This is a genomic window from Bacteroides sp. RCH18 (genome assembly GCF_058231005.1).
This window is the reverse complement of the sequence record NZ_JBIPTC010000001.1, coordinates 212,721-233,425: the sequence shown is the minus strand read 5'-3', so window position 1 is coordinate 233,425 and position 20,705 is coordinate 212,721. Positions and strand designations below refer to the sequence as shown.

Below are 20,705 nucleotides of genomic sequence, written 5' to 3'. Positions count from 1 at the left end.
ATTCGGTATTATTGGTTAGACTTAACAGCGCGTTTCTCGCGACGGCTGATATTACTCTGTACTACACAGTAGTCGATCAGCGGAGCGAAGATGTTCATCAGCAGGATGGCAAGCATCATACCTTCGGGATAACCCGGATTCAGTACGCGGATAATGATAGCCATCACACCGATCAGAAATCCGAAGATGTATTTACCTCTTTCCGTACGTGCGGATGTCACAGGGTCGGTAGCCATGAACACGGCACCGAAGCAGAAACCACCCAGTACGAGGTGTTCGTACCAAGGCATCTGAGCCATTGTGTTGTTTTCCATGCCGATAGCATTGAATACCCAGGCCATGAATGCACCACCAACGAATACAGAAAGCATCGTCTTCCAGCTTGCAACGCCTGTCCACAGCAGGATAACGGCACCGATCAGGATGGCGATCACACTTGTTTCACCGATAGAACCGGGAATAAGACCTGTTATCATATCCATGTTGAATGCAGGAACCGTACCCGTTGTAGCGGCTTGTCCCAGCGGGGTAGCCACAGTCAGACCGTCTACAGCCTGTCCCATACCGAAAATGGTATCGCCCGATACCCAAACGGCGTCACCGGACATCTTGGTAGGATATGCGAAGAACAGGAATGCACGGGTGATCAACGCTACGTTGAACACATTCATACCCGTACCACCGAATACTTCTTTTGCAAAGATAACAGAGAATGCAGTTGCTACGGCAAGAATCCAAAGCGGACAGTCTACCGGAACGATCATCGGGATCAGAATACCGGAAACAAGGAATCCTTCCTGAATTTCCTCCTTCTTCCATTGAGCTACGACGAACTCAATCCCCAGACCAACAACGTATGATACGATAATTTTAGGCAATACAGCCAGAAATCCGTAAATAAACATTTCGATGAAGCTGCCAGTAGCACCCGTGTGGGTGAAATGCTGGTAACCTACGTTGTACATACCGAACAGCAGCGCCGGTACTAACGAAATAACCACAATCGACATAATACGCTTGCTGTCGATCGCGTCGTGTATGTGCGTTCCCGTTTTCGCAGTCTTGCTGGGCACGAACAGGAATGTTTCGAAGCCGTCGAACACCGACTGGAATGCGTGGAATTTACCGCCCTCTTCAAAGTTCGGCTTTATCTTATCGAGATAATTTCTTAACGCTTTCATTAATATATTACTATTTTACGATTTACAATTTACAATTTGCCATGCGGATTATGCCATTTCAGCACGGAGCATGTCGAGTCCGACACGGACGATGCGTTGGAGTTCCATCTTCGAAGAGCAGACGAACTCGCAGAGTGCGAAGTCTTCAGGAGCCACTTCGTAAATCCCCAGCGCTTCCATGCGGTCGATATCACCGGCGATGATCGCTTTAATCAGATATTCGGGCATGATGTCCATCGGGAATACCTTGTCATATTCGCCGGACATGATCATGTGGCGTTCGCCGCCTTTGATACGTGCATCCAGCGTATATTCCTTTTTGCCCATCAACCAGCTGAAATATGAGTGGTTGGCACTGAACTGGTTGAAACGCGGCATGATCCATCCGAACATTTCGTGAACATCATCACCTTCGGGGATTACAGTCAGCTGGCTGTGGAAAGCGCCCAAGAATCCGTTAGGAGAAATTTGTTTGCCACTCAGCACGTTACCGCTGATATAGCGCAAATCTTTGTCAGTTGTTACGTTTCCGGCAAATACGTTGGTCAGCAATGCACCTACCTGAAGTTTGCAGTAAGCAGGTTTCAACACTTCGGAACCTGTCACAGCTACTGTGCGGGTGAAATTCACACGGCCTGTATTGAAGAGGCGACCGATGAAGATAACGGCTTGCGGATCGATTGTCCACACAGTTTCGCCCTTTGAAACGGGGTCGAGGTGGTTGATCTGAACGCCTACGTTACCGGCAGGGTTCGGTCCGTCGAAAGCGGTGATTGTAACGTTCTTAGCCTGTGTCAGTGCAGCGGCTTTCTGTTTCACGCTGATGCTCAGGTAAGTTTTTGCCATTTTGGCGAGGGCATCAAGACCTGTCTGGAAGTTTGCTTCTTCGCCTTTCAGAGCAAATTCGAAGTCGGGAGCCAGCGGATTGGTATCGAATGCGGAAACAAAGATGCCCTTCGGTGTTACCGTCGGGTCTGCAATGATGTCATACGGACGTTGCTTGATAAACGCAAACAGACCTGCTTCAAGAAGCGCGGACTTCACAGCAGCTGCATCCATAGAGGATACGTTCTTCTTACCAAATTCTTCGTAGTCCTGCTCTACGGCAGCTTCCACTACGATGTTCAATACCTTACGGCGAGCACCACGTTCAACGCTCGTCACTACGCCACTCACGGGCGAAACAAATTTCACTTCAGGATGATACTTGTCGATAAACAAGGGTCCACCAGCCATCACATATTCCTGCTCTTTCACAACCACTTTCGGTGTCACTCCAGGAAAATCATCGGGTACGAGTGCGTAAAATCCCGGCTCTTTCACTGTTGTGTACGTCTCAGCAGCTTTACCTTTCAGGTTTATGTCAAGGCCTTTACGTAACTTTATTACATTTGCCATGCTATATAAAATAATGGTTTCATAAAATTTGCCGCAAAAGTAATAAATAATAATGTGATTCGGGAGGAAAAAAGAAAGGAATTACGGAAAAATATCCGTAATTCCTTTTGTGTTCGCACACGTTCTTTAATAAAGTAGGCTGGAAGACCTGCGCGCACAAGTCTATGCAGCGTGATTGTCGGTTGGTTATTCTTCGCCGGCAAACATTGGATCCCACGCCGGCAGGCGGATCGGTTTTTGTTTCAAGACTTCGAGTGCTTTCGGGGTCACGTATTTCGTTTCCACAACAAGACGGAAGGTATATTCGTCGAACCATTCGTCGGTCATGATGAGATGTCCCTGATAGCCGGCTCCGGCACCCCAACTATTTTCAACCATCCATTTGGTCGGTTTTCCGTTTTTGTCCAGATCGACTGCCATGAGGGTCATGGCGTGACTGGAGCTGCTGGCAAAGCTTTGGATACGCTGCTTCTTGTCCATGCCGAAGGTGGTGCCCATCAATGAGTCGTAATCATAGTTTTTGACGTCGAGCAGACCACGGTCAGAGTTCAGGAACTTGCCGACGTCGCAGGAGTAATACATCATGGTGCTGTCTTTCAGAGAGGCGATGGCCATCTCCTTGATGTCCTCGATCGGGAGGTTGACGTATGTCCAGTTCTTGCCGTCGTAGCGGTGGCGGTCGTAGTCTATTTCATAACATTTGTAGTATTCGCGGCTGGGATCGTTCATGAGCATGACGTAGTTGTCGATCAGCTTTTCGTCACCGTATTTCTTCAGGAAAGAAAGCGGGGTGTAGGCAGCAGTTTCTACCGGCTCGCCTTTGGTGTTATATTGCGTCCAGGTAAATTCTGTGGGAGGTACGCCCAGATTCAGGACAAGCATACGGTAGATGGTACTCAGCATTTCCACTTTAGCGTTCTCTATAGCGGCAGGTTTGGCTTTTTTCGAGGCCATGTCACGGAGTTGCAAACCCTGTTCGCGAAGTTTCAGAGCGATCAGACTCGCCATGCGGGCGGTGTTTTCGCTGCTGTTCGTTTCGGGCATCACGTCTTTGGGGACGAGACCGTATTTGCTTACGATGTCCGCTACTCCGGTGAATGTGCCGCCGTCACTCAACGGATTGCGGAACAGCCATTCCACCATTTTATCGTTCATAGGCTTGTCACTGGTGTCGATGACTCCTTGGAGGAAAAGGTTGGCCTTTTCCAGCTGGTCGAAAAAGAAAGGATAGGTTTGCGAGAATTCGAAAGAACCCAGATTGTATTTGTCGATGGCTTTGGCACGCATTACGTTCAGGCCGGTGAAGAGCCAGCAGCGTCCGGATGATTTCTGGTCGGTGATCCCCTTGGAGTTCACTTTGACAGAAAAATGCGTATCCATCCCCTTCATATTGTCCTGGTTCAGGGCAAGCTTGCGGATGTCGTTGTTGCTGATGGCGTTCCGGATAGCCTTGTCGGTAGAAGTGCCTTGATAACTCTGTTTGATTTGCTGCATCATGTCAGCGCTGATGCCGCCTTTCGCGTCCTGTGCCAGTGCAGAATAGTAAAGGGCACAGCAAACAAAAACTGATAAAATTCGTTTATTCATTATAGATCGTTTATAAATTAACTTTGCCTGTATGCTAATAGTAATCCGTTGGCAATTTCGTTTTACATATTATTAATTGGCAAAAATACGATTCTTTTTTAGATTTATTATCTATGAGAATGAAAACTAATCGAAATAAAATAGTTTCCTTTGCAGCGGATTTCAAGAAAGAATATGAAAAGATATATAATAGGTATATTGATGATGTTTCTATTCATCAATATTTCGTTAGCTCAAACGGCTGACACGGCAGTAAAAAGCGATGAACTGCAAACGACTACAACTTCTGTTGACGAAGTCGGGGTAGCCCCGACAGATTCCACCCCCACCCTTTCCAAAAAAGAATTGCGACGTCAGCGTGTAGCCAAACGTAATCTACATTATAATATATTAGGTGGCCCCAGCTATACTCCGGACTTCGGATTACTGATCGGCGGTAGTGCATTGATGACGTTCCGGATGAATCCGAGTGATACGACCCAGCAACGTTCGGTGGTGCCGATGGCCATCGCCCTGATGTTCGAAGGAGGACTGAACCTGTTCACCAAACCGCAGCTTTTCTTCAAGGGCGACCGCTTCCGCATTTTCGGAGTCTTCGCATATAAGAATACACTGGAAAACTTCTACGGCATCGGATACAGCACCAACAAGGACTATCCGCGTGGCGAAGACACCAGCGAATACCGTTATAGCGGTGTGCAGGTGAATCCGTGGTTTTTATTCCGTCTGGGGAAAAGCAACTTCTTTGCCGGTCCGCAGATCGACTTCAATTATGACAAGATCACTAAACCTGCCGCAGGAATGATAGAGCAACCATCGTACATTGCCGCTGGCGGTACGGATCACGGCTACTCTAACCTCAGTTCCGGACTCGGCTTCCTGCTAACATACGACACCCGTGACGTTCCCGCCAATGCTTACCGGGGAACGTATCTGGACTTTCGTGGGATGATGTACAACAAAGCCTTCGGAAGCGATAATAATTTCTACCGTTTGGAAATAGACTACCGCCAATACAAGACCCTCGGCAAACGTAAAGTATTGGCTTGGACGGTGCAGACAAAGAATGTATTCGGCAATGTTCCATTGACTAAATACGCGCTCAGCGGCACTCCTTTCGACCTTCGCGGTTACTACATGGGACAGTTTCGCGACAAGTCATCCCACGTGATGATGGCAGAATACCGTCAGATGATAAATACGGACAAAAGCAATTGGGTGAAGAAGATGCTGAATCATGTAGGCTATGTAGCGTGGGGAGGATGCGGTTTCATGGGCCCTACTCCGGGCAAAATCGAAGGTGTACTTCCTAATCTGGGACTCGGTTTACGTATTGAAGTTCAGCCCCGTATGAATGTCCGCCTCGACTTCGGCAGAGACATGGTGAACAAGCAGAATTTGTTCTATTTCAATATGACGGAGGCATTCTAAACAGATATTTGCCGATAATTAACAAGAAAGATGATAAAATGATTCCATAAGAACATCATTAAATAAAATTAATCCTTATATTTGCGTTGCTATAACACAGCAAAAGCAGATAATAGGGTTAATTTATGAAACAAATCAAATACCTCTTCGGAGGATTATTATTTTTGTTTGCCTCCATGGGAAGCGTAACTGCGCAAGAGGTAAGCGATTACTCAAAACTACAGCCAAGTGATTATTCCAGCATTACACTTCCACCGCTGGATCTTCTTTTCGAGAACGCAAAAAGCGCTCCAACTTACGAATTAGCTTCAGTAAAAGAACAAATTGAACGGAAACTTCTGGCAAAAGAGAAGCGTGCCTTCTTAGGCTTTTTCAGTTTACGGGGCAGCTACCAGTATGGTATGTTCGGTAACGAGTCTACTTATACCGATGTAGCGATTGCACCTTACCTGACCTATGCAACACAGGCACAGAACGGATATACGGTAGGTGCAGGAGTCAATATTCCTTTAGACGGGCTCTTTGACCTGACAGCACGGGTAAAACGACAAAAATTAAACATACGTGCTGCACAACTTGAAAGAGATGTCAAATTCGAGGAGATGAAAAAAGAAATCATCCAATTATATGCCACAGCTACGGCCCAATTAAGTATAGAGGAGTTCTATAAATTAAAATATTGTAGTACAGTTGTTTATATGGTTCCAAGAGCGTAAATTTGCAGAAAATAAGAATTTTATAATGAACAAGTTATCCCGATACCGTAAGCTTCGTTATAATCAACTATTTGAGTCAGAGAATCGTGAATTGCGTTTGAATGAAATGGGCAATCCTCTTGAAGTGTTGTCTCAGTATGTTGATTTTGAGATCTTTCGTCCTACTCTTGAATCAGCCCTTTTTACCGGAGAGCGCAAAAGTAATGCCGGTCGTCCGCCGATAGACTGTGTGCTGATGTTCAAGGTCTTGTTTCTTCAGCGTTATTATGGTTTGAGTGACCATCAGATAGAGTATCAGATAGTTGACCGTACGAGTTTCCGCAAGTTTCTTGGTATTGAATGTGTTGACGATGTTCCTGACGAGAAGACGGTGTGGAAGTATCGCGAACTCCTGACAAATACAGGCGTTTATGACAAGCTTTTTTCGGAATTTCATAGTTTCATGGAAAGTAAGGGTCTGCAATTCAATGAGGGTCGCATCATTGATGCCAGTTTTGTTATTGCCCCTCGCCAACGTAACACCCGTGATGAAAATGAGCAGATAAAACAGGGAGCGGGTGATAAGTTGTGGAATGACAATCCCCACAAGAAGTGCCACAAGGATGTAGATGCCCGCTGGACAAAGAAGCGTGATGAGACTTTTTACGGCTACAAGCAGCATACTAAAGTTGAGAAACGCAATAAGATCATACTTTCTTATGATACCACGTCGGCAGAAGTGCATGATTCCAAAGGCTTTGAAGGACTGCTGGATGAAAAAGACGAAGGCAAGGACTTGTATTTGGACGCCGGTTATGTCGGACAAGAGGAGATTGTAAAACAGCATAAGATGAATCCGATAATTTGCGAAAAGGGCTACCGTAACCGTCCGCTTACCAAGGAGCAGAAATCAGACAATAGGAAAAAATCCAAGACACGTTGCCTTGTCGAGCATGTATTCGGGTTTGAGGAACAAACCATGCGTGGACTTGTGGTGCGTACAGTAGGGCTTATTCGTGCTAAAGCCAATGTAGCACTCACCAGTCTTGTGTATAACATCAGTCGTTACACGCAAATAATCAGGCTGAAACCTGAGTTGTTGGGGTGAATTATGCCTGCACATCCAATTTTTACAACAGACACAAGTTAATTATTGTAAAAATTGGGGGGGGTAGAAAATATTCGCTAAATTTGAAAGACTAAAGCTCACAAATTGGGCAGTTAAAGAGTTCTGCTGTCTGATACAAGAGGATAAATTGAATTGATAGAACTCACCTATACTTAAGTTAAGCGCTGAAGCTCTTACATTAGCTAATGTGCAATATAGTATAGCTGAAAAGAATTTTTCTAACGGTATCATTGATTCTGGAGAATTAACGACCGAGAAATCACGACAATCAATAACACAGGAAAAGTTTGAAATGAGTAAATTCGAACTAACCAAAAGTTTGATGATACTTGAAGCCATCACTCGTACCTCAATTCTCAACAACAAATAAAACTCTTTTCTTATGGAATATATCCTTTATATCAGCAGATTCCTATATCGTATCCGTTGGTGGTTGCTTATCGGCACAGGTGTAATCACGTTCACAGTCTATTATTTAGGCAAACGTATGCTAGGTGAAACGTACTATGTAGAAGCTACACTTTATACTGGGGTAGCTTCGGGATATGATATCGAAAAAGGAGGCAATAAAGTGGATTGGGCAACGGCCCAAAACGCAATGGATAATTTAATAAGTATCATCAAAGCAGAGAGCACATTACAGCGAGTGTCTATGCGACTATACGCTCGCAGTTTAATAAAAGGAAATCCGAATGAAGATAATGAATATATTAAAGCCAATAACTATAATAGAATATATAATCATCTAAAAAACAGTCCTAATGGAAAAGAAATATTAGCTTTGGTAGACAAAAGTAGTGAAGATAAAACAGTTGCTAATTTTTTCCGCTATATGAAGCCAACTAAAGATAACTATCTTTATGGAGTATTTTATTATTATTTACATCATTACAGTTTTAGCGATCTCAAAAATATTCAGGCCAACCGTAAAGGGGTCAGCGACCTGATACAAGTGAATTACATGACAGACGATCCAGGTATTGCGTACAATACTATTGAAATTCTTACGAAAGAATTTGTTAATGAATACCGTTCCATCCGTTATGCTGAAACAGATAATGTTATCAAATATTTTAAAGGAGAATTAGATCGTATCGGAAAAGACCTCAGTATAAAAGAAGATTCTCTTACTAAATATAATATAGATAATCGCGTCATCAACTATTACGATGAAACTAAAGAGATTGCTTCTATAAATAAAGAATTTGAGTTACGTGAACAAAACGCACTTATCGATTACAACAGTGCGAAAGCAATGCTAAGCGAGTTGGAGAAACATATGGACAGTAACGCCAAACAAGTGATCAACAACTATCAATTCTTGGACAAATTAAAGGAAGCTTCTTCGCTTACAGGAAAAATATCAGAAATGGAAACCATTACTGATAACAAACCAACTCAAGGAAACTCACTTCAAGATTACAAGAGTCGCCTAGAGACTACTCGTAAAGAGCTATCAGAGTTATCCAACAAATATGTAGAACATCAATATTCCAAAGAGGGGGTATCTAAAAATAATATCATAGAACAGTGGTTGGATCTGACTATGCAATTAGAAAAAGCAAAATCAGATTTACTAATTATACAAGATAGCCGCAGAGAACTCGATAAGAAATATAGTTTTTTTGCTCCTGTAGGATCTACTATCAAACAAAAGGAACGTAAAATCAATTTCATAGAACAGAACTATTTATCTGTACTAAGAAGTTACAACGACGCCCTTATGAGAAGGAAAAATCTAGAAATGACTTCTGCTGCATTAAAAGTACTAAACGCGCCAGCATATCCTATCAATCCGATGCCAACCTCTCTTAAAAAGGTAGTAATGGGAGCTTTTGCAGGTACTTTTTTATTCATCTTAGGATTCTTCCTGATATTAGAACTATTAGACCGTACTCTACGCGATTCTATTCGTGCACGTCGCTTGATTGGTCTTCCCATATTAGGAGCTTTTCCGAAAAATTCGATCTTAGAATATCATGGTTCCATTAAAGAAAGTGAAAAAATAGCTATAAAACAGCTAAGTAGTAGTATCCTCCGATTCTGTAACAAGCGAAAAGACGGTTTACCCTTTATTATTAATTTTATTAGCACAGAGGCGGGCGAAGGCAAGAGCGATGTCATTCGTGAGTTAAAAGAATATTGGGACAGTATTGGACTCAAAACACGTTCAGTGAGATCTAACAGTGATTTTGACTCATCGTCGCGTGAATACATCCTTGCCAGAAGCATTACAGATCTTTGTGTTCTCAATGGAGAAGATATACTTATCATCGAATACCCTAGCTTACGAGAAGCCAATATCTCCCCGGAATTATTACAAGAAAGTAATTTAAATATATTAATTGCAAGAGCCGATCGTGGTTGGAAAGAGACTGATAAATTATTAGTAGAAAAGTTACAACAGCAAGTTGCCAAAACACCACTATATGTGTATTTAACGCGTGCTTCGCGCAATGTGGTAGAAGACTATACAGGTATGCTTCCGCCATACACGCTTCGGAGAAAAGTGTTTTATCGTCTATCTCAATTAGCTCTGACTGAGAGCATTCATATCTTATTAAAGAGAAAAAAACAGTCAACGGAAGTAAATGACGAAGATGACGATTGACAGAAAAAAATATAACAAATATTTGACGTTAGTTAGTAACTATTTTGCGAGCAAAGGATGGGCATATTTGTTACTGATGAGTTGTTTGTATATCCTATATAAAGCGATTTTTCGAACATCTCTGCCTGTGTTTTTGGCGCTCAGCTTGATGCCATTAGGAATATTTGCTTTCATCTTAATGATAAAATATTCCCTAAAAAGCTTCTATACTCTTTTTATTCTGCAATTTCTTATAATTGTAATAGGTATGATAACTGAGATCCCATTAGGGATAGCCACATTGGGATGTACTTTATTTGTGGTAGTCTTACTTCTGTCATACACGATGTTCGAAAAGGTTAATTGGAAAGAAAGCCGTAATGGAATGCTTTCACTCTTTCTCATTTGGGGAGTCTACTGCATATTAGAAATAGCCAATCCCAATAATGTCCAAGCTGCCTGGAATATTTCTATCACCCACTATCTTATATATCCCATTGTGTGTGCAGTAATCGTACCATTAGCTATTCGCAATATCAAGGGCATTCAGTGGCTATTGATTATTTGGTCAATTTTCATTCTCATTGCATCATTCAAAGGCTATTGGCAGAAAAATCACGGTTTTAATGCACAAGAATTACACTTTTTATATGACTTAGGAGGAGCAAAAACTCATATTATTTGGTCTGGTATTCGATATTTTTCTTTATTTAGTGATGCTGCAAACTTTGGTGTTCATATGGCCATGGGGATAGCTCTTTTTGGAATTTCCATATTTTATGTGAAAAGTTGGTACCTAAAACTCTATTTCGGAATTGTCATTATTGCAGCAGCATATGGTATGGCTATTTCCGGAACCCGTTCTGCAGTAGCTATCCCATTTGGTGCTTTAGGTACATATATTTTTCTCTCACATAATCTAAAAGCACGCATTGCGGGAATATCCGCTTTAGTGATCCTCTTCCTGTTTTTTACATTCACTAGTATTGGTGACAATAATCAGTATATTCATAAAATACGATCTGCATTCCGTCCTAGTAAAGATGCATCCTATCAAGTACGTGTATACAATCGAGATAAGATGAAAGAGCTTATGATAAACAAACCATTCGGATATGGACTAGGTCTATCTAAAGGCGAACGTTTTTATCCCAAAGAACGTATGCCCTATCCACCAGATTCCTGGTTGGTATCTGTGTGGGTGGAAACCGGAATTATAGGACTAATTCTTTATCTTGCCATACATGGCGCTCTTTTTGTATGGTGTTCTTGGATTTTGATGTTCAAGATAGTGAATAAACGACTACGCGGACTACTTATTGCCTGGCTCGGTACAGCAGCCGGATTCTATTTGGCAGCATACGTTAACGACGTGATGCAATATCCAAACTCCATCCCCATATACACAGCCTTTGCCCTCTGCTTCGCAGGACCGTACATTGACAAGCGGATGCAGCAAAGTAAAGAAACAGAATCGAAAAACGAACAATAGATTATGATGAACGAACCTCAAGTCTCCTTTATCACAGTTTGCTACAACGGCTATAAAGACACTTGCGAATTAATAGAATCGCTGCAAACACATGTACATTCCGTGAGCTATGAAATCATCGTCGTAGACAACGCCTCGCGCGAAGATGAGGCGGCTAAAATCAAGGAGCTATATTCCGATATTATCACCCTGCGGAGCGAGTCGAACCTAGGCTTCTCCGGCGGAAACAATTTGGGGTTCAGAGTAGCCAAAGGAGCCTATATCTTTCTGATAAACAATGACACTTATGTTGAATCAGACGGATTCCACTACCTGACAGAGCGACTGGAAAGTCAGAAAAACATCGGAGCCGTCTCTCCGAAGATACGCTTTGCCTTTCCTCCGCAAAACATACAGTTTGCCGGATTCACCCCCCTGTCGGCAATCACTATACGCAACGAAGTGACAGGTTTCGGCTGTCCGGACGACGGCACGTTCGACACCCCGCACATGACCCCCTACCTGCATGGGGCGGCACTCATGGTAAAACGTGAAGTCATAGAAAAAGTAGGAGAAATGCCGGAAATATTCTTCCTGTATTATGAAGAAGTGGACTGGTGTACACAGATGACAAATGCCGGTTACGAACTATGGTATGAGCCCCGTTGCACCGTCTTCCACAAGGAAAGCCAGAGCACCGGACAGCTCAGCAAACTACGTACCTTCTACATGACGCGCAACCGTTTGCTCTACACCCGCCGCCACCGGAAAGGTGCTCAGCGGCTGCTCTCCATTCTTTATCAATCTACCATAGCTGCCGGAAAAAACAGCCTTCAGTTTGCCGTGAAAGGTCGTTTCGATTTATTTGCCGCAGTATGGAAAGGAGTTGTCAGAAGCTTTTCTGTCACCTCCCCTATCCGATAACCCTTAAAAATGAAAGACCATGTACACCTTTATTGACTGGATTCTCTTTATTCTCCTGGCACTTTGTGTCAGTTATCTGCTGTTCTACGCCATCGCCTCCAAGTTCTATCGTCCGCGAAAACTTTCCGAAGCACGTATTCAGCGTCGTTTTCTTGTACTTTTCCCAGCATACAAGGAAGACAGGGTGATCGTCTCCACCGTCCGTAGCTTCCTCAATCAGGAATACCCCAAAGAAATGTACGACATTCTTGTCATCTCCGATCAGATGCAGCCGGACACGAATGCTGCTCTACAAGCACTCCCCATCTGTTTGCAAATAGCCGACTATACCAACAGTTCCAAAGCCAAAGCCCTTACGTTGGCAATGAACGTCACTGCCAACGAATCTTATGACGTAGTAGTGATCATGGATGCTGACAATGTAACGACACCCAATTTCCTCGCAGAAATCAACCGCGTTTTTGAGTCCGGCCTGCATGCCGTACAAACCCACCGCACAGGAAAAAACATGAATACAGACATCGCTGTTCTAGATGCGATCAGCGAAGAAATAAACAATGGATTCTTCCGTAGCGGGCACAACGCGATAGGATTGTCAGCCGGATTAGCTGGTTCCGGAATGGCATTCGACGTTCATTGGTTCCGCCGAAATGTAGGACATCTGCAAACATCAGGCGAAGACAAGGAGCTGGAAGCCCTGTTGCTAAAACAACGCGTTCACATCGAGTATCTGGAACAACTGCCCGTGTACGATGAAAAAACGCAGAAAAAAGAAGGTATCAAAAATCAGCGTAAACGATGGATTGCAGCACAATACGGTGCATTGCGGGCTTCTTTGCCCGATTTCCCAAAAGCACTGATTCAGGGAAATATCGACTACTGCGACAAGATACTTCAATGGATGCTGCCTCCCCGTCTGATACAACTGGCGGGAGTTTTCGGTTTCACCTTACTCTTTACCGCAATCGGCTTACTAATGAGTCTGCAAAGCGGAGGAAACGAATGGTATACGGCCATCAAATGGTGGATACTGTCAGCCACTCAAGTTGCCGCCATGATCATACCTGTGCCAGAAAAGTTGCTGAACCGGAAATTAGGAAAAGCCATCCTGCAAATTCCGGCACTGGCACTGGCAATGATAGCCAATATATTCCGATTGAAAGGAGCGAACAAAAAGTTTATTCATACCGAGCACGGAGAAGAATAAAATCTCCTCCATTAAAAATAAGAAAAGGCACGGATGTAACAATCAAGTCCTCCCTCATGCAAATGTCGATGCTTGTCGGATTAAATCTTTTCGCATGAGCTCCTATCTGTTCAATCGGGTGACTAAACCGTATGGAAAAGAATGGATTCAAAGTCTAAATAGTAATTGCATGCAAAACCTTATCATAATCACATTTTCCCATAACCCGCTATTATACAAACACATAAAATGCATCTTCTTTTACTGATAACATACCTTCTCCCTTCATATTTGGATGTTACCACTATTCTTTTTATGTATGATATTGATTGCCACACAAATGCTGCAATAGCTGACTCACATTATGTGCGATAGTTGTCACACATAATGTGAATCAGCTGTTGCACATAATGTGAGTCAATATCTATACAAATCATTTTTACAGAATGACAGATCCAAATCAGCAGACTATATGCCTGTTTGTATTAAAAGAATAAGAAGGTGCATTATAACAAACTGAGTAACAAAATAATAGATAAAAACATGATTTACTGACGAGGCTTTATCTCATGCATAACAATATGTTACCACTATCAGAAATACCTCTACGAGCAGCATATCCCCTTCGACAACAGAGAAATAAAACGGACACACGCAAAGAATGACGGTACAACACTGAAAAAAAGCAAAAAAGATGAAAACTATCATATCTTTTATTACCTTTGTATATGGCAAAAGCCCACCAAAAAACAAAGAAATAAGCATGAACGACAATGAAATAGGCAATCCACCGATAAAAGCATTAATCGTTTTCAGAGATAATGGGGATACGGATAATCTTTATGTTCCCATTTTATGCGATGCTATCAGGACGACGGGGATTGACGTACGATGTTCCACGAATGAGTTTTGGGACTCGGATACACCTTATGACATCATCCACTTCCAATGGCCCGAAGAGGTAATGGGATGGAATTGTGACGATCCGGACAGGATTCGCCGCCTGGAGGAACGTATCACTTTTTTCCGGTCCCGTGGGGCCCGGTTCGTGTATACGCGCCACAATGTCCGTCCGCATGATGCGAACGAGGTGATCGGCCGTGCTTATGACATTATCGAAGAGCAAAGTGACGTGGTGGTGCACATGGGACGTTACAGTCTCGACGAATTTGCAGCCAAACACGCGGACAGCCGGAATGTCATCATTCCTCACCATATTTATCAGTACACGTACAAGGAGGATATCAGCGTGGAACGTGCGCGCCAGTATCTCAATCTGCCGCAGGAGGCGTTTATCGTCACGTCGTTCGGCAAGTTCCGGAATCGTGAAGAGAGGCGGATGGTGACCGGAGCGTTCCGAAAATGGGATGAAGCAAAGAAGTTCCTGCTTGCTCCACGACTCTACCCCTTTTCGAGATTCAACAGGTATGGCAGCAACTTTTTCAAGCGCTGGACATCCCGGGCAGGATATTACCTGCTTATACCCTTGCTCAACCGTCTGCGCAGAATGCACGCCAGAGCCAGCGACGAACCTATAGACAACTGCGACCTGCCTTACTACATGGCCGCTTCGGATGTAATATTCATCCAACGAAAAGATATTCTGAACTCTGCCAATATACCTCTCGCCTTCCTTTTTCACAAAGTGGTCATAGGCCCTAATATCGGAAACATCGGAGAAATCCTCCATGACACGGGCAATCCCGTCTTCCACCCCGACAACAAATTTGATATCATACGAGCACTGGAGGCAGCCCGCCAACTGTCCGCCCGAAGGAAGGGGGAAGACAATTATGCATATGCCATTGAAAACATGAACAGCGGAAAAATAGGAAAAGAATATGCGGAGCTTTATAGAAAGTTAGCAGATAATCAACTATATTAGCAACGTAATAATCGGAAGCATTTTACAAACATCAAACAATTAAATACATTCAAAATGACAAAGATCTGCTTTTATTGCGACTCCATTTTTAGTTTTGGAGGAGTACAACGTGTTCTGGCAGTGATTGCTAAGGCATTATCAGTCAATTATGAAATAACAATATTGACACATGACAAACCGGAACAGGAAGACCGGAGTCTGTATGAACTAGGACAAACAAATATCCGATTCCGCTATATCAGTCTGCCTAATATTAGTCGGTGGGAATATTTACCGTGTAAAACATATAGCTTCTTATATAAAAAGAAAATTCTGCCACAGACCCCCATCACCTCACAATGGTATGGTCATAGTTCATTTCCCCGCTCCCAGCGGAAAGTGCTTATTCATGAATTGAATAGCGAAAATTACGACCTAATTATTGGAGTACATGCATTCCTGTCACTCCAGCTTGCCAGTATCCGTCATCAATTGGAAGCTAAGCGGGTGATAGGATGGATGCATACCTCTTTTGACGCTTTCTTCAACACACAAGGTTTCTACCTGTACGAACAGAAAAGTCAATTCCGGCACGAAATGCTAAAACTAGATGGATTAATCGTTCTGACCAACTGTGATCGTGAACGTTACGAACAAGAATTAAACCTTTTTCCTAAAACAATACACAATCCCCTCTCTTTAGTACCAGAAGGAGAAGGAAGCCCATCATATAAACAATTTCTTTCTGTAGGGCGAATGTCATACCTGACAAAAGGCTTCGACATACTTATTGAAGCATTTGCCCTCTTTGCACGCGATAACAAAGAATGGACTTTAAATATTGTCGGAGAAGGTCCTGAAGAGCCCGTACTCAAAGAACTAATCAGCAAACATAAACTGGAAAACAGAATTACAATATCTCCTTTCACTAAACAGATACAGAAATATTATGCTTCATCCAGTGTATATATATTGAGTTCACGATGGGAAGGATTTCCACTGGTATTGGCAGAAGCCATGAGCCATCGTCTTCCCATTATCAGTTCCAATCTCCCCATTACAAAAGAACTTCTCAAGGAACAAAACAACTACCTCACTTTTCAAAATGGAAATACAGAAGAGTTGGCAAAACTTATGAAAAAAATAGCCGAACTATCGCCTGAACAATTAAATCAGATGGGTGAAACATCTTTGGAGATTGCAGAATCTCTGAAATTACCAACGATTATCAAGAAGTGGGAAGAGTATCTAGAAACCATTAAATAAAAGGGATATCCTTTGCATTGTTATTAAAATATAAATATATTTGTAGCAGAAAGACTCAAGAATAAACAAAGTGACAAACAATATTAAACAACAACTCTTTTCAGGAGTATTCTATACCGCATTAGCTAAATACAGCGGTATTATCGTTTCATTAGTCGTAGCCGGAGTTTTGGCACGCTTACTTTCTCCTGATGATTTCGGGATAGTGGCTATTGCCACAGTTATTATTACTTTTTTTGGTATCTTCACCGACATGGGGGTATCTCCTGCCGTTGTACAAAACAAAACACTTACTGAAGACGATTTGGCTAACATTTATTCCTTTACATTTTGGACAGGAATAATAATCGCTCTTCTTTTTTTCGCGGCCTCCTGGCCTATTTCTATTTATTACAATAGTCCCATACTCCGTACACTTTGCCAGCTGCTATCCATCAACCTATTCTTTGCATCAGCAAACATTGTACCAGGGGCCTTGTTCTACAAAAACAAGGAGTTCAAGTTCATTGCCATCCGAAGCTTTATCATTCAAATCGCAGGAGGTGTGGGAGCTGTCACCGCAGCTCTTTGTGGTGCAGGCCTATATGCGCTCATCATCAATCCGATTTTATCAAGCATATTGATATTCGCTATCTCATTCCACCGCTATCCACAAAGTTTGCATGCAACCTTAGGAATACAATCCATCCGAAAAATTTTCTCCTATTCCGCCTATCAGTTTCTCTTTAACATCATCTGCTATTTCAGCAGGAACCTGGACAAGCTACTGATTGGCAAACACATGGGAATGTCTGAATTGGGATATTATGAGAAATCATATCGATTGATGATGCTCCCTCTGCAAAACATCACTCAAGTGATAACGCCTGTAATGCACCCCATCTTCAGCGATTATCAGAATGACAAAAAACAGCTAGCAGCTTCTTACGAGCGTGTCGTACGTTTCCTTGCATTCATCGGTTTGCCTCTCAGCGTACTTTTATTCTTCACAGCAAAAGAGATAACGCTTATTATCTTTGGAAACCAATGGTTGCCGTCTGTACCTGTATTCCAGATACTGGCACTTTCTGTGGGGATACAAATCATCTCGTCTTCTTCCGGATCCATCTATCAAGCCTCGGGAGACACACGAAGCCTTTTCATTTGCGGCCTGTTTTCATCCGTATTAAATGTAATAGGAATGTTGCTTGGAGTCTTCTATTTCGGAACTTTGACAGCGGTAGCCACATGCATTGTCGTGACATTCTCTATTAATTTTGTGCAATGTTATTGGCAAATGTACGCAGTAACATTCCGAAGAAACGCATGGGGATTTGTCAAACAGTTCTTTTCACCTGTCATCATCAGCTTAATAATAGGCTCAGCACTTCTCCCTGTACAATACGCAACTGAAAACATGAATATTTTCCTTACACTTATTGTAAAGGGTATGCTGAGTTTTGGTATCTTCGTTATATATATACAAGTCACACGTGAATACAATATTATAAAGAAAATAAAAGATGTGATTCATAAGAAAAAATAGCAGGAAATTTCTTATTAACTGACTTTAAACAAACAATAGTATGAGAACCATTTATTTTTACCCCATATTAGATGCTCCTAGTCATAAAGACTGGAGTATAACTGAAAAAGTAACATACATGCCAAAATGTTATTCAAAAATGGTGTGACTTATTCGAAAAATCAAAAAAGAGACCATGAAAATGTTATTCCTCATATACCACGGATTCGAAGAATACAACGGTATCAGCAAAAAAATAAACTACCAGATGCAAGCATTTCGGGAGTGTGGAATTACTACACATATCTGCTATCTGACTGATCAACAAATGTATAAACGCAGGTGGATTGACAATCAGATAATCAGAGATTATGGGAATACATTACAAGCTAAAATTTGGAAACGAACTGATTTTAATTGCATTGTTAAGTACGTAAAGCAAGAAGAAATTTCTCTTGTCTACGTACGGCATGATCATAATGCAAATCCTTTCACGATTTCCCTTTACAAGAAACTACAAAAGGCAGGTTGTAAAATCGCTTTAGAAATACCTACATACCCGTACGATCAGGAATACTTAGGTTTCCCGCTTACAGAACGACTTAATTTGTTTATCGACAAATGTTTCCGGAAAAGAATGGCACATCACGTGGATCGTATTGTCACTTTCTCTACCGAAAAAGAAATTTGGGGCAAAAGAACTATACAAATTTCTAATGGAATAGATTTCGAACAAACTCCTATGAAACAGCATCATAACTCTAGAGAAAATGAAATACATTTAATTGCCGTAGCAGAAATCCATCGCTGGCATGGTTTAGACAGAGTATTAAAAGGATTAGTGCTATATTACGAGAAATCTCCTAGAATAACTGTTTTTTTCCATGTAGTAGGTCAAGCTAATGAAAAAGATGGTGAGGAAATGAAAGAGATTATCCACAACGGACATATTGAAAAGTACGTTACATTTCACGGCAGAAAGCATGGTGAAGAATTGAATACGCTGTTCAAGATAGCTGATATGGGCATTGGAAGTCTAGGCAGACATCGCTCCGGTATCACTAACATAAAGACTTTAAAGAACAGAGAATATGCAGCGAGAGGCATTCCTTTTACTTATTCTGAAACAGATGAAGACTTTGACAATATGCCCTATGTCTATAAAGTTCAACCGGATGAGAGTCCTATAAATATATCCAATCTTGTTGATTTCTACCAAAATCATCCGTGGTCTCCAAAAACAATAAGAGATTCCATCAAACATTTGTCATGGAAAGAACAAATGAGTAAAGTTATCAATGAAATGAAGGGAGTACAAGAATGAAAAGAAAAATAGCCTATTGCCTTCCATCTCTTTATATACCCGGAGGAATGGAACGAGTACTGACCATCAAAGCTAATTACTTTGCTGAAGAATTGGGATACGATATATATATTATTCTCACTGATGGCAAAAAACTTACACCTTTTTACCCTCTATCTCCCAAAGTACATATGATACATCTAGATATAAATTTCAACGAATTGTGGGATAAGCCTCTATACAAAAAAACTTTAATTTATATGCGTAAACAGCGTTTATATAAAAAACGCCTAACCCGATGTCTGCTTGAAATATGTCCAGAAATTACAGTTTCAATGCTCAGAAGGGAAATTAATTTTATTAATTCAATCCATGATGGTAGCGTAAAAATTGGAGAAATTCATATAAACAAATCGAATTTTCGGAATTTGTCTGAAGAAAAAGGCGCCAGCTTTATTAAAAATCTGCTATCTAGACTTTGGATGAAGCAATTGGATCGACAACTCAAGAAACTATCAAAATTTATCATTTTAACTGAAGAAGACAGAAAGAATTTTTCATATTATTTAGACAATACTACGGTGATTTACAACCCACTCCCTTTTTACCCGGAGCAAACTTCTGATTGCACAGCTCAAGAAGTGATAGCAGTGGGCAGGTATACTCAGCAAAAGGGATTTGACTTATTAATAGAAGCGTGGCGAATAGTAGCTGAAAAACATCCTGACTGGAACTTGAGAATATATGGAGGAGGAGACAGGACCGAATTCCTAGCATTAAAAGATAAATATCATTTAAAGACACTCTATTTGGAAGAGCAAACACAAAATATTATTCAAAAATATTGTGAAAGTTCCATTTTTGTACTTTCTTCTCGCTATGAAGGTTTTGGTATGGTGATCACGGAAGCAATGTCGTGTGGTGTTCCACCGGTTTCATTCACGTGCCCATGCGGACCACGCGATATTATCCATAATAATGAAGATGGACTCTTAGTAGAAAATGGCGATATTGAACAACTTGCTGAAAAAATATGCTATCTTATAGAAAATGATACAATAAGAAAAGAAATGGGTAGAATGGCTAAAATCAACTCAAAACGATTCAAGATAGAAAACATTAGCAAAGAATGGGAAGCACTATTTAATCATTTATTAAAATGAAAGCAAGAGATGA

13 protein-coding genes and 3 pseudogenes are annotated in these 20,705 nt (G+C 41.8%); 13 read left to right on the top strand and 3 right to left on the bottom strand.

The annotated features are described in order from the left end of the window. Positions 1–8: 8 nt before the first annotated feature. From ACHLI0_RS00870 to ACHLI0_RS00860, 3 genes and pseudogenes are all read right to left on the bottom strand, one after another. The gene (locus tag ACHLI0_RS00870) at positions 9–1,181 is read right to left on the bottom strand and encodes an NADH:ubiquinone reductase (Na(+)-transporting) subunit B (protein ID WP_143920211.1); all 1,173 of its coding nucleotides are present in this window, start codon (positions 1,179–1,181) and stop codon (positions 9–11) included. 48 nt (positions 1,182–1,229) lie between these two features. After that, positions 1,230–2,700, bottom strand: a pseudogene (locus ACHLI0_RS00865) (Na(+)-translocating NADH-quinone reductase subunit A). Positions 2,701–2,765: 65 nt separating this feature from the next. After that, on the bottom strand, positions 2,766–4,166 hold the full coding sequence (locus tag ACHLI0_RS00860) for a C1 family peptidase (RefSeq protein WP_490748243.1): 1,401 nt from the start codon (positions 4,164–4,166) through the stop codon (positions 2,766–2,768). Positions 4,167–4,367: 201 nt separating this feature from the next. Here ACHLI0_RS00860 and ACHLI0_RS00855 point away from each other — a divergent pair, with 201 nt between their 5' ends. From ACHLI0_RS00855 to ACHLI0_RS00795, 13 genes and pseudogenes are all read left to right on the top strand, one after another. Then, the gene (locus ACHLI0_RS00855) at positions 4,368–5,597 is read left to right on the top strand and encodes a BamA/TamA family outer membrane protein (RefSeq protein WP_074855808.1); all 1,230 of its coding nucleotides are present in this window, start codon (positions 4,368–4,370) and stop codon (positions 5,595–5,597) included. Positions 5,598–5,722: 125 nt separating this feature from the next. After that, positions 5,723–6,253, top strand: a pseudogene (locus ACHLI0_RS00850) (TolC family protein); the annotation flags it as partial. 85 nt (positions 6,254–6,338) lie between these two features. Then, on the top strand, positions 6,339–7,400 hold the full coding sequence (locus ACHLI0_RS00845; RefSeq protein WP_005794453.1) for an IS5-like element IS1169 family transposase: 1,062 nt from the start codon (positions 6,339–6,341) through the stop codon (positions 7,398–7,400). A 169-nt stretch (positions 7,401–7,569) separates the two neighbouring features. After that, positions 7,570–7,791: pseudogene (locus tag ACHLI0_RS00840) on the top strand (TolC family protein); the annotation flags it as partial. Between the two features lie 12 nt (positions 7,792–7,803). Continuing rightward, positions 7,804–10,032, top strand: a complete 2,229-nt coding sequence (locus ACHLI0_RS00835; RefSeq protein ID WP_490748242.1) for a GumC family protein — start codon at positions 7,804–7,806, stop codon at positions 10,030–10,032. Further along, the gene (locus ACHLI0_RS00830; protein WP_490748241.1) at positions 10,022–11,503 is read left to right on the top strand and encodes an O-antigen ligase family protein; all 1,482 of its coding nucleotides are present in this window, start codon (positions 10,022–10,024) and stop codon (positions 11,501–11,503) included. The genes ACHLI0_RS00835 and ACHLI0_RS00830 overlap by 11 nt, the downstream gene beginning before the upstream one ends. 3 nt (positions 11,504–11,506) lie before the next feature. Next, on the top strand, positions 11,507–12,406 hold the full coding sequence (locus tag ACHLI0_RS00825) for a glycosyltransferase family 2 protein (protein WP_490748240.1): 900 nt from the start codon (positions 11,507–11,509) through the stop codon (positions 12,404–12,406). Between the two features lie 19 nt (positions 12,407–12,425). Next, positions 12,426–13,613, top strand: coding sequence for a glycosyltransferase family 2 protein (locus ACHLI0_RS00820; RefSeq protein ID WP_490748239.1), 1,188 nt, complete (start codon positions 12,426–12,428; stop codon positions 13,611–13,613). A 742-nt stretch (positions 13,614–14,355) separates the two neighbouring features. Continuing rightward, positions 14,356–15,477 carry a glycosyltransferase family protein gene (locus ACHLI0_RS00815; protein ID WP_490749542.1) on the top strand — a complete coding sequence of 374 codons (1,122 nt, stop codon included), beginning with the start codon at positions 14,356–14,358 and terminating at the stop codon, positions 15,475–15,477. 54 nt (positions 15,478–15,531) lie between these two features. Further along, positions 15,532–16,722: a glycosyltransferase gene (locus tag ACHLI0_RS00810; RefSeq protein WP_490748238.1), complete on the top strand. Its 1,191-nt coding sequence runs from the start codon at positions 15,532–15,534 to the stop codon at positions 16,720–16,722. A gap of 70 nt (positions 16,723–16,792) precedes the next feature. Continuing rightward, the gene (locus ACHLI0_RS00805; RefSeq protein WP_490748237.1) at positions 16,793–18,247 is read left to right on the top strand and encodes a lipopolysaccharide biosynthesis protein; all 1,455 of its coding nucleotides are present in this window, start codon (positions 16,793–16,795) and stop codon (positions 18,245–18,247) included. 175 nt (positions 18,248–18,422) lie between these two features. Next, positions 18,423–19,550, top strand: coding sequence for a glycosyltransferase family protein (locus ACHLI0_RS00800; RefSeq protein WP_490748236.1), 1,128 nt, complete (start codon positions 18,423–18,425; stop codon positions 19,548–19,550). Next, entirely contained in the window at positions 19,547–20,692 is a 1,146-nt protein-coding gene (locus ACHLI0_RS00795; protein WP_490748235.1) for a glycosyltransferase family 4 protein, read from the top strand. The genes ACHLI0_RS00800 and ACHLI0_RS00795 overlap by 4 nt, the downstream gene beginning before the upstream one ends. The last annotated feature ends 13 nt before the right edge of the window (positions 20,693–20,705 follow it).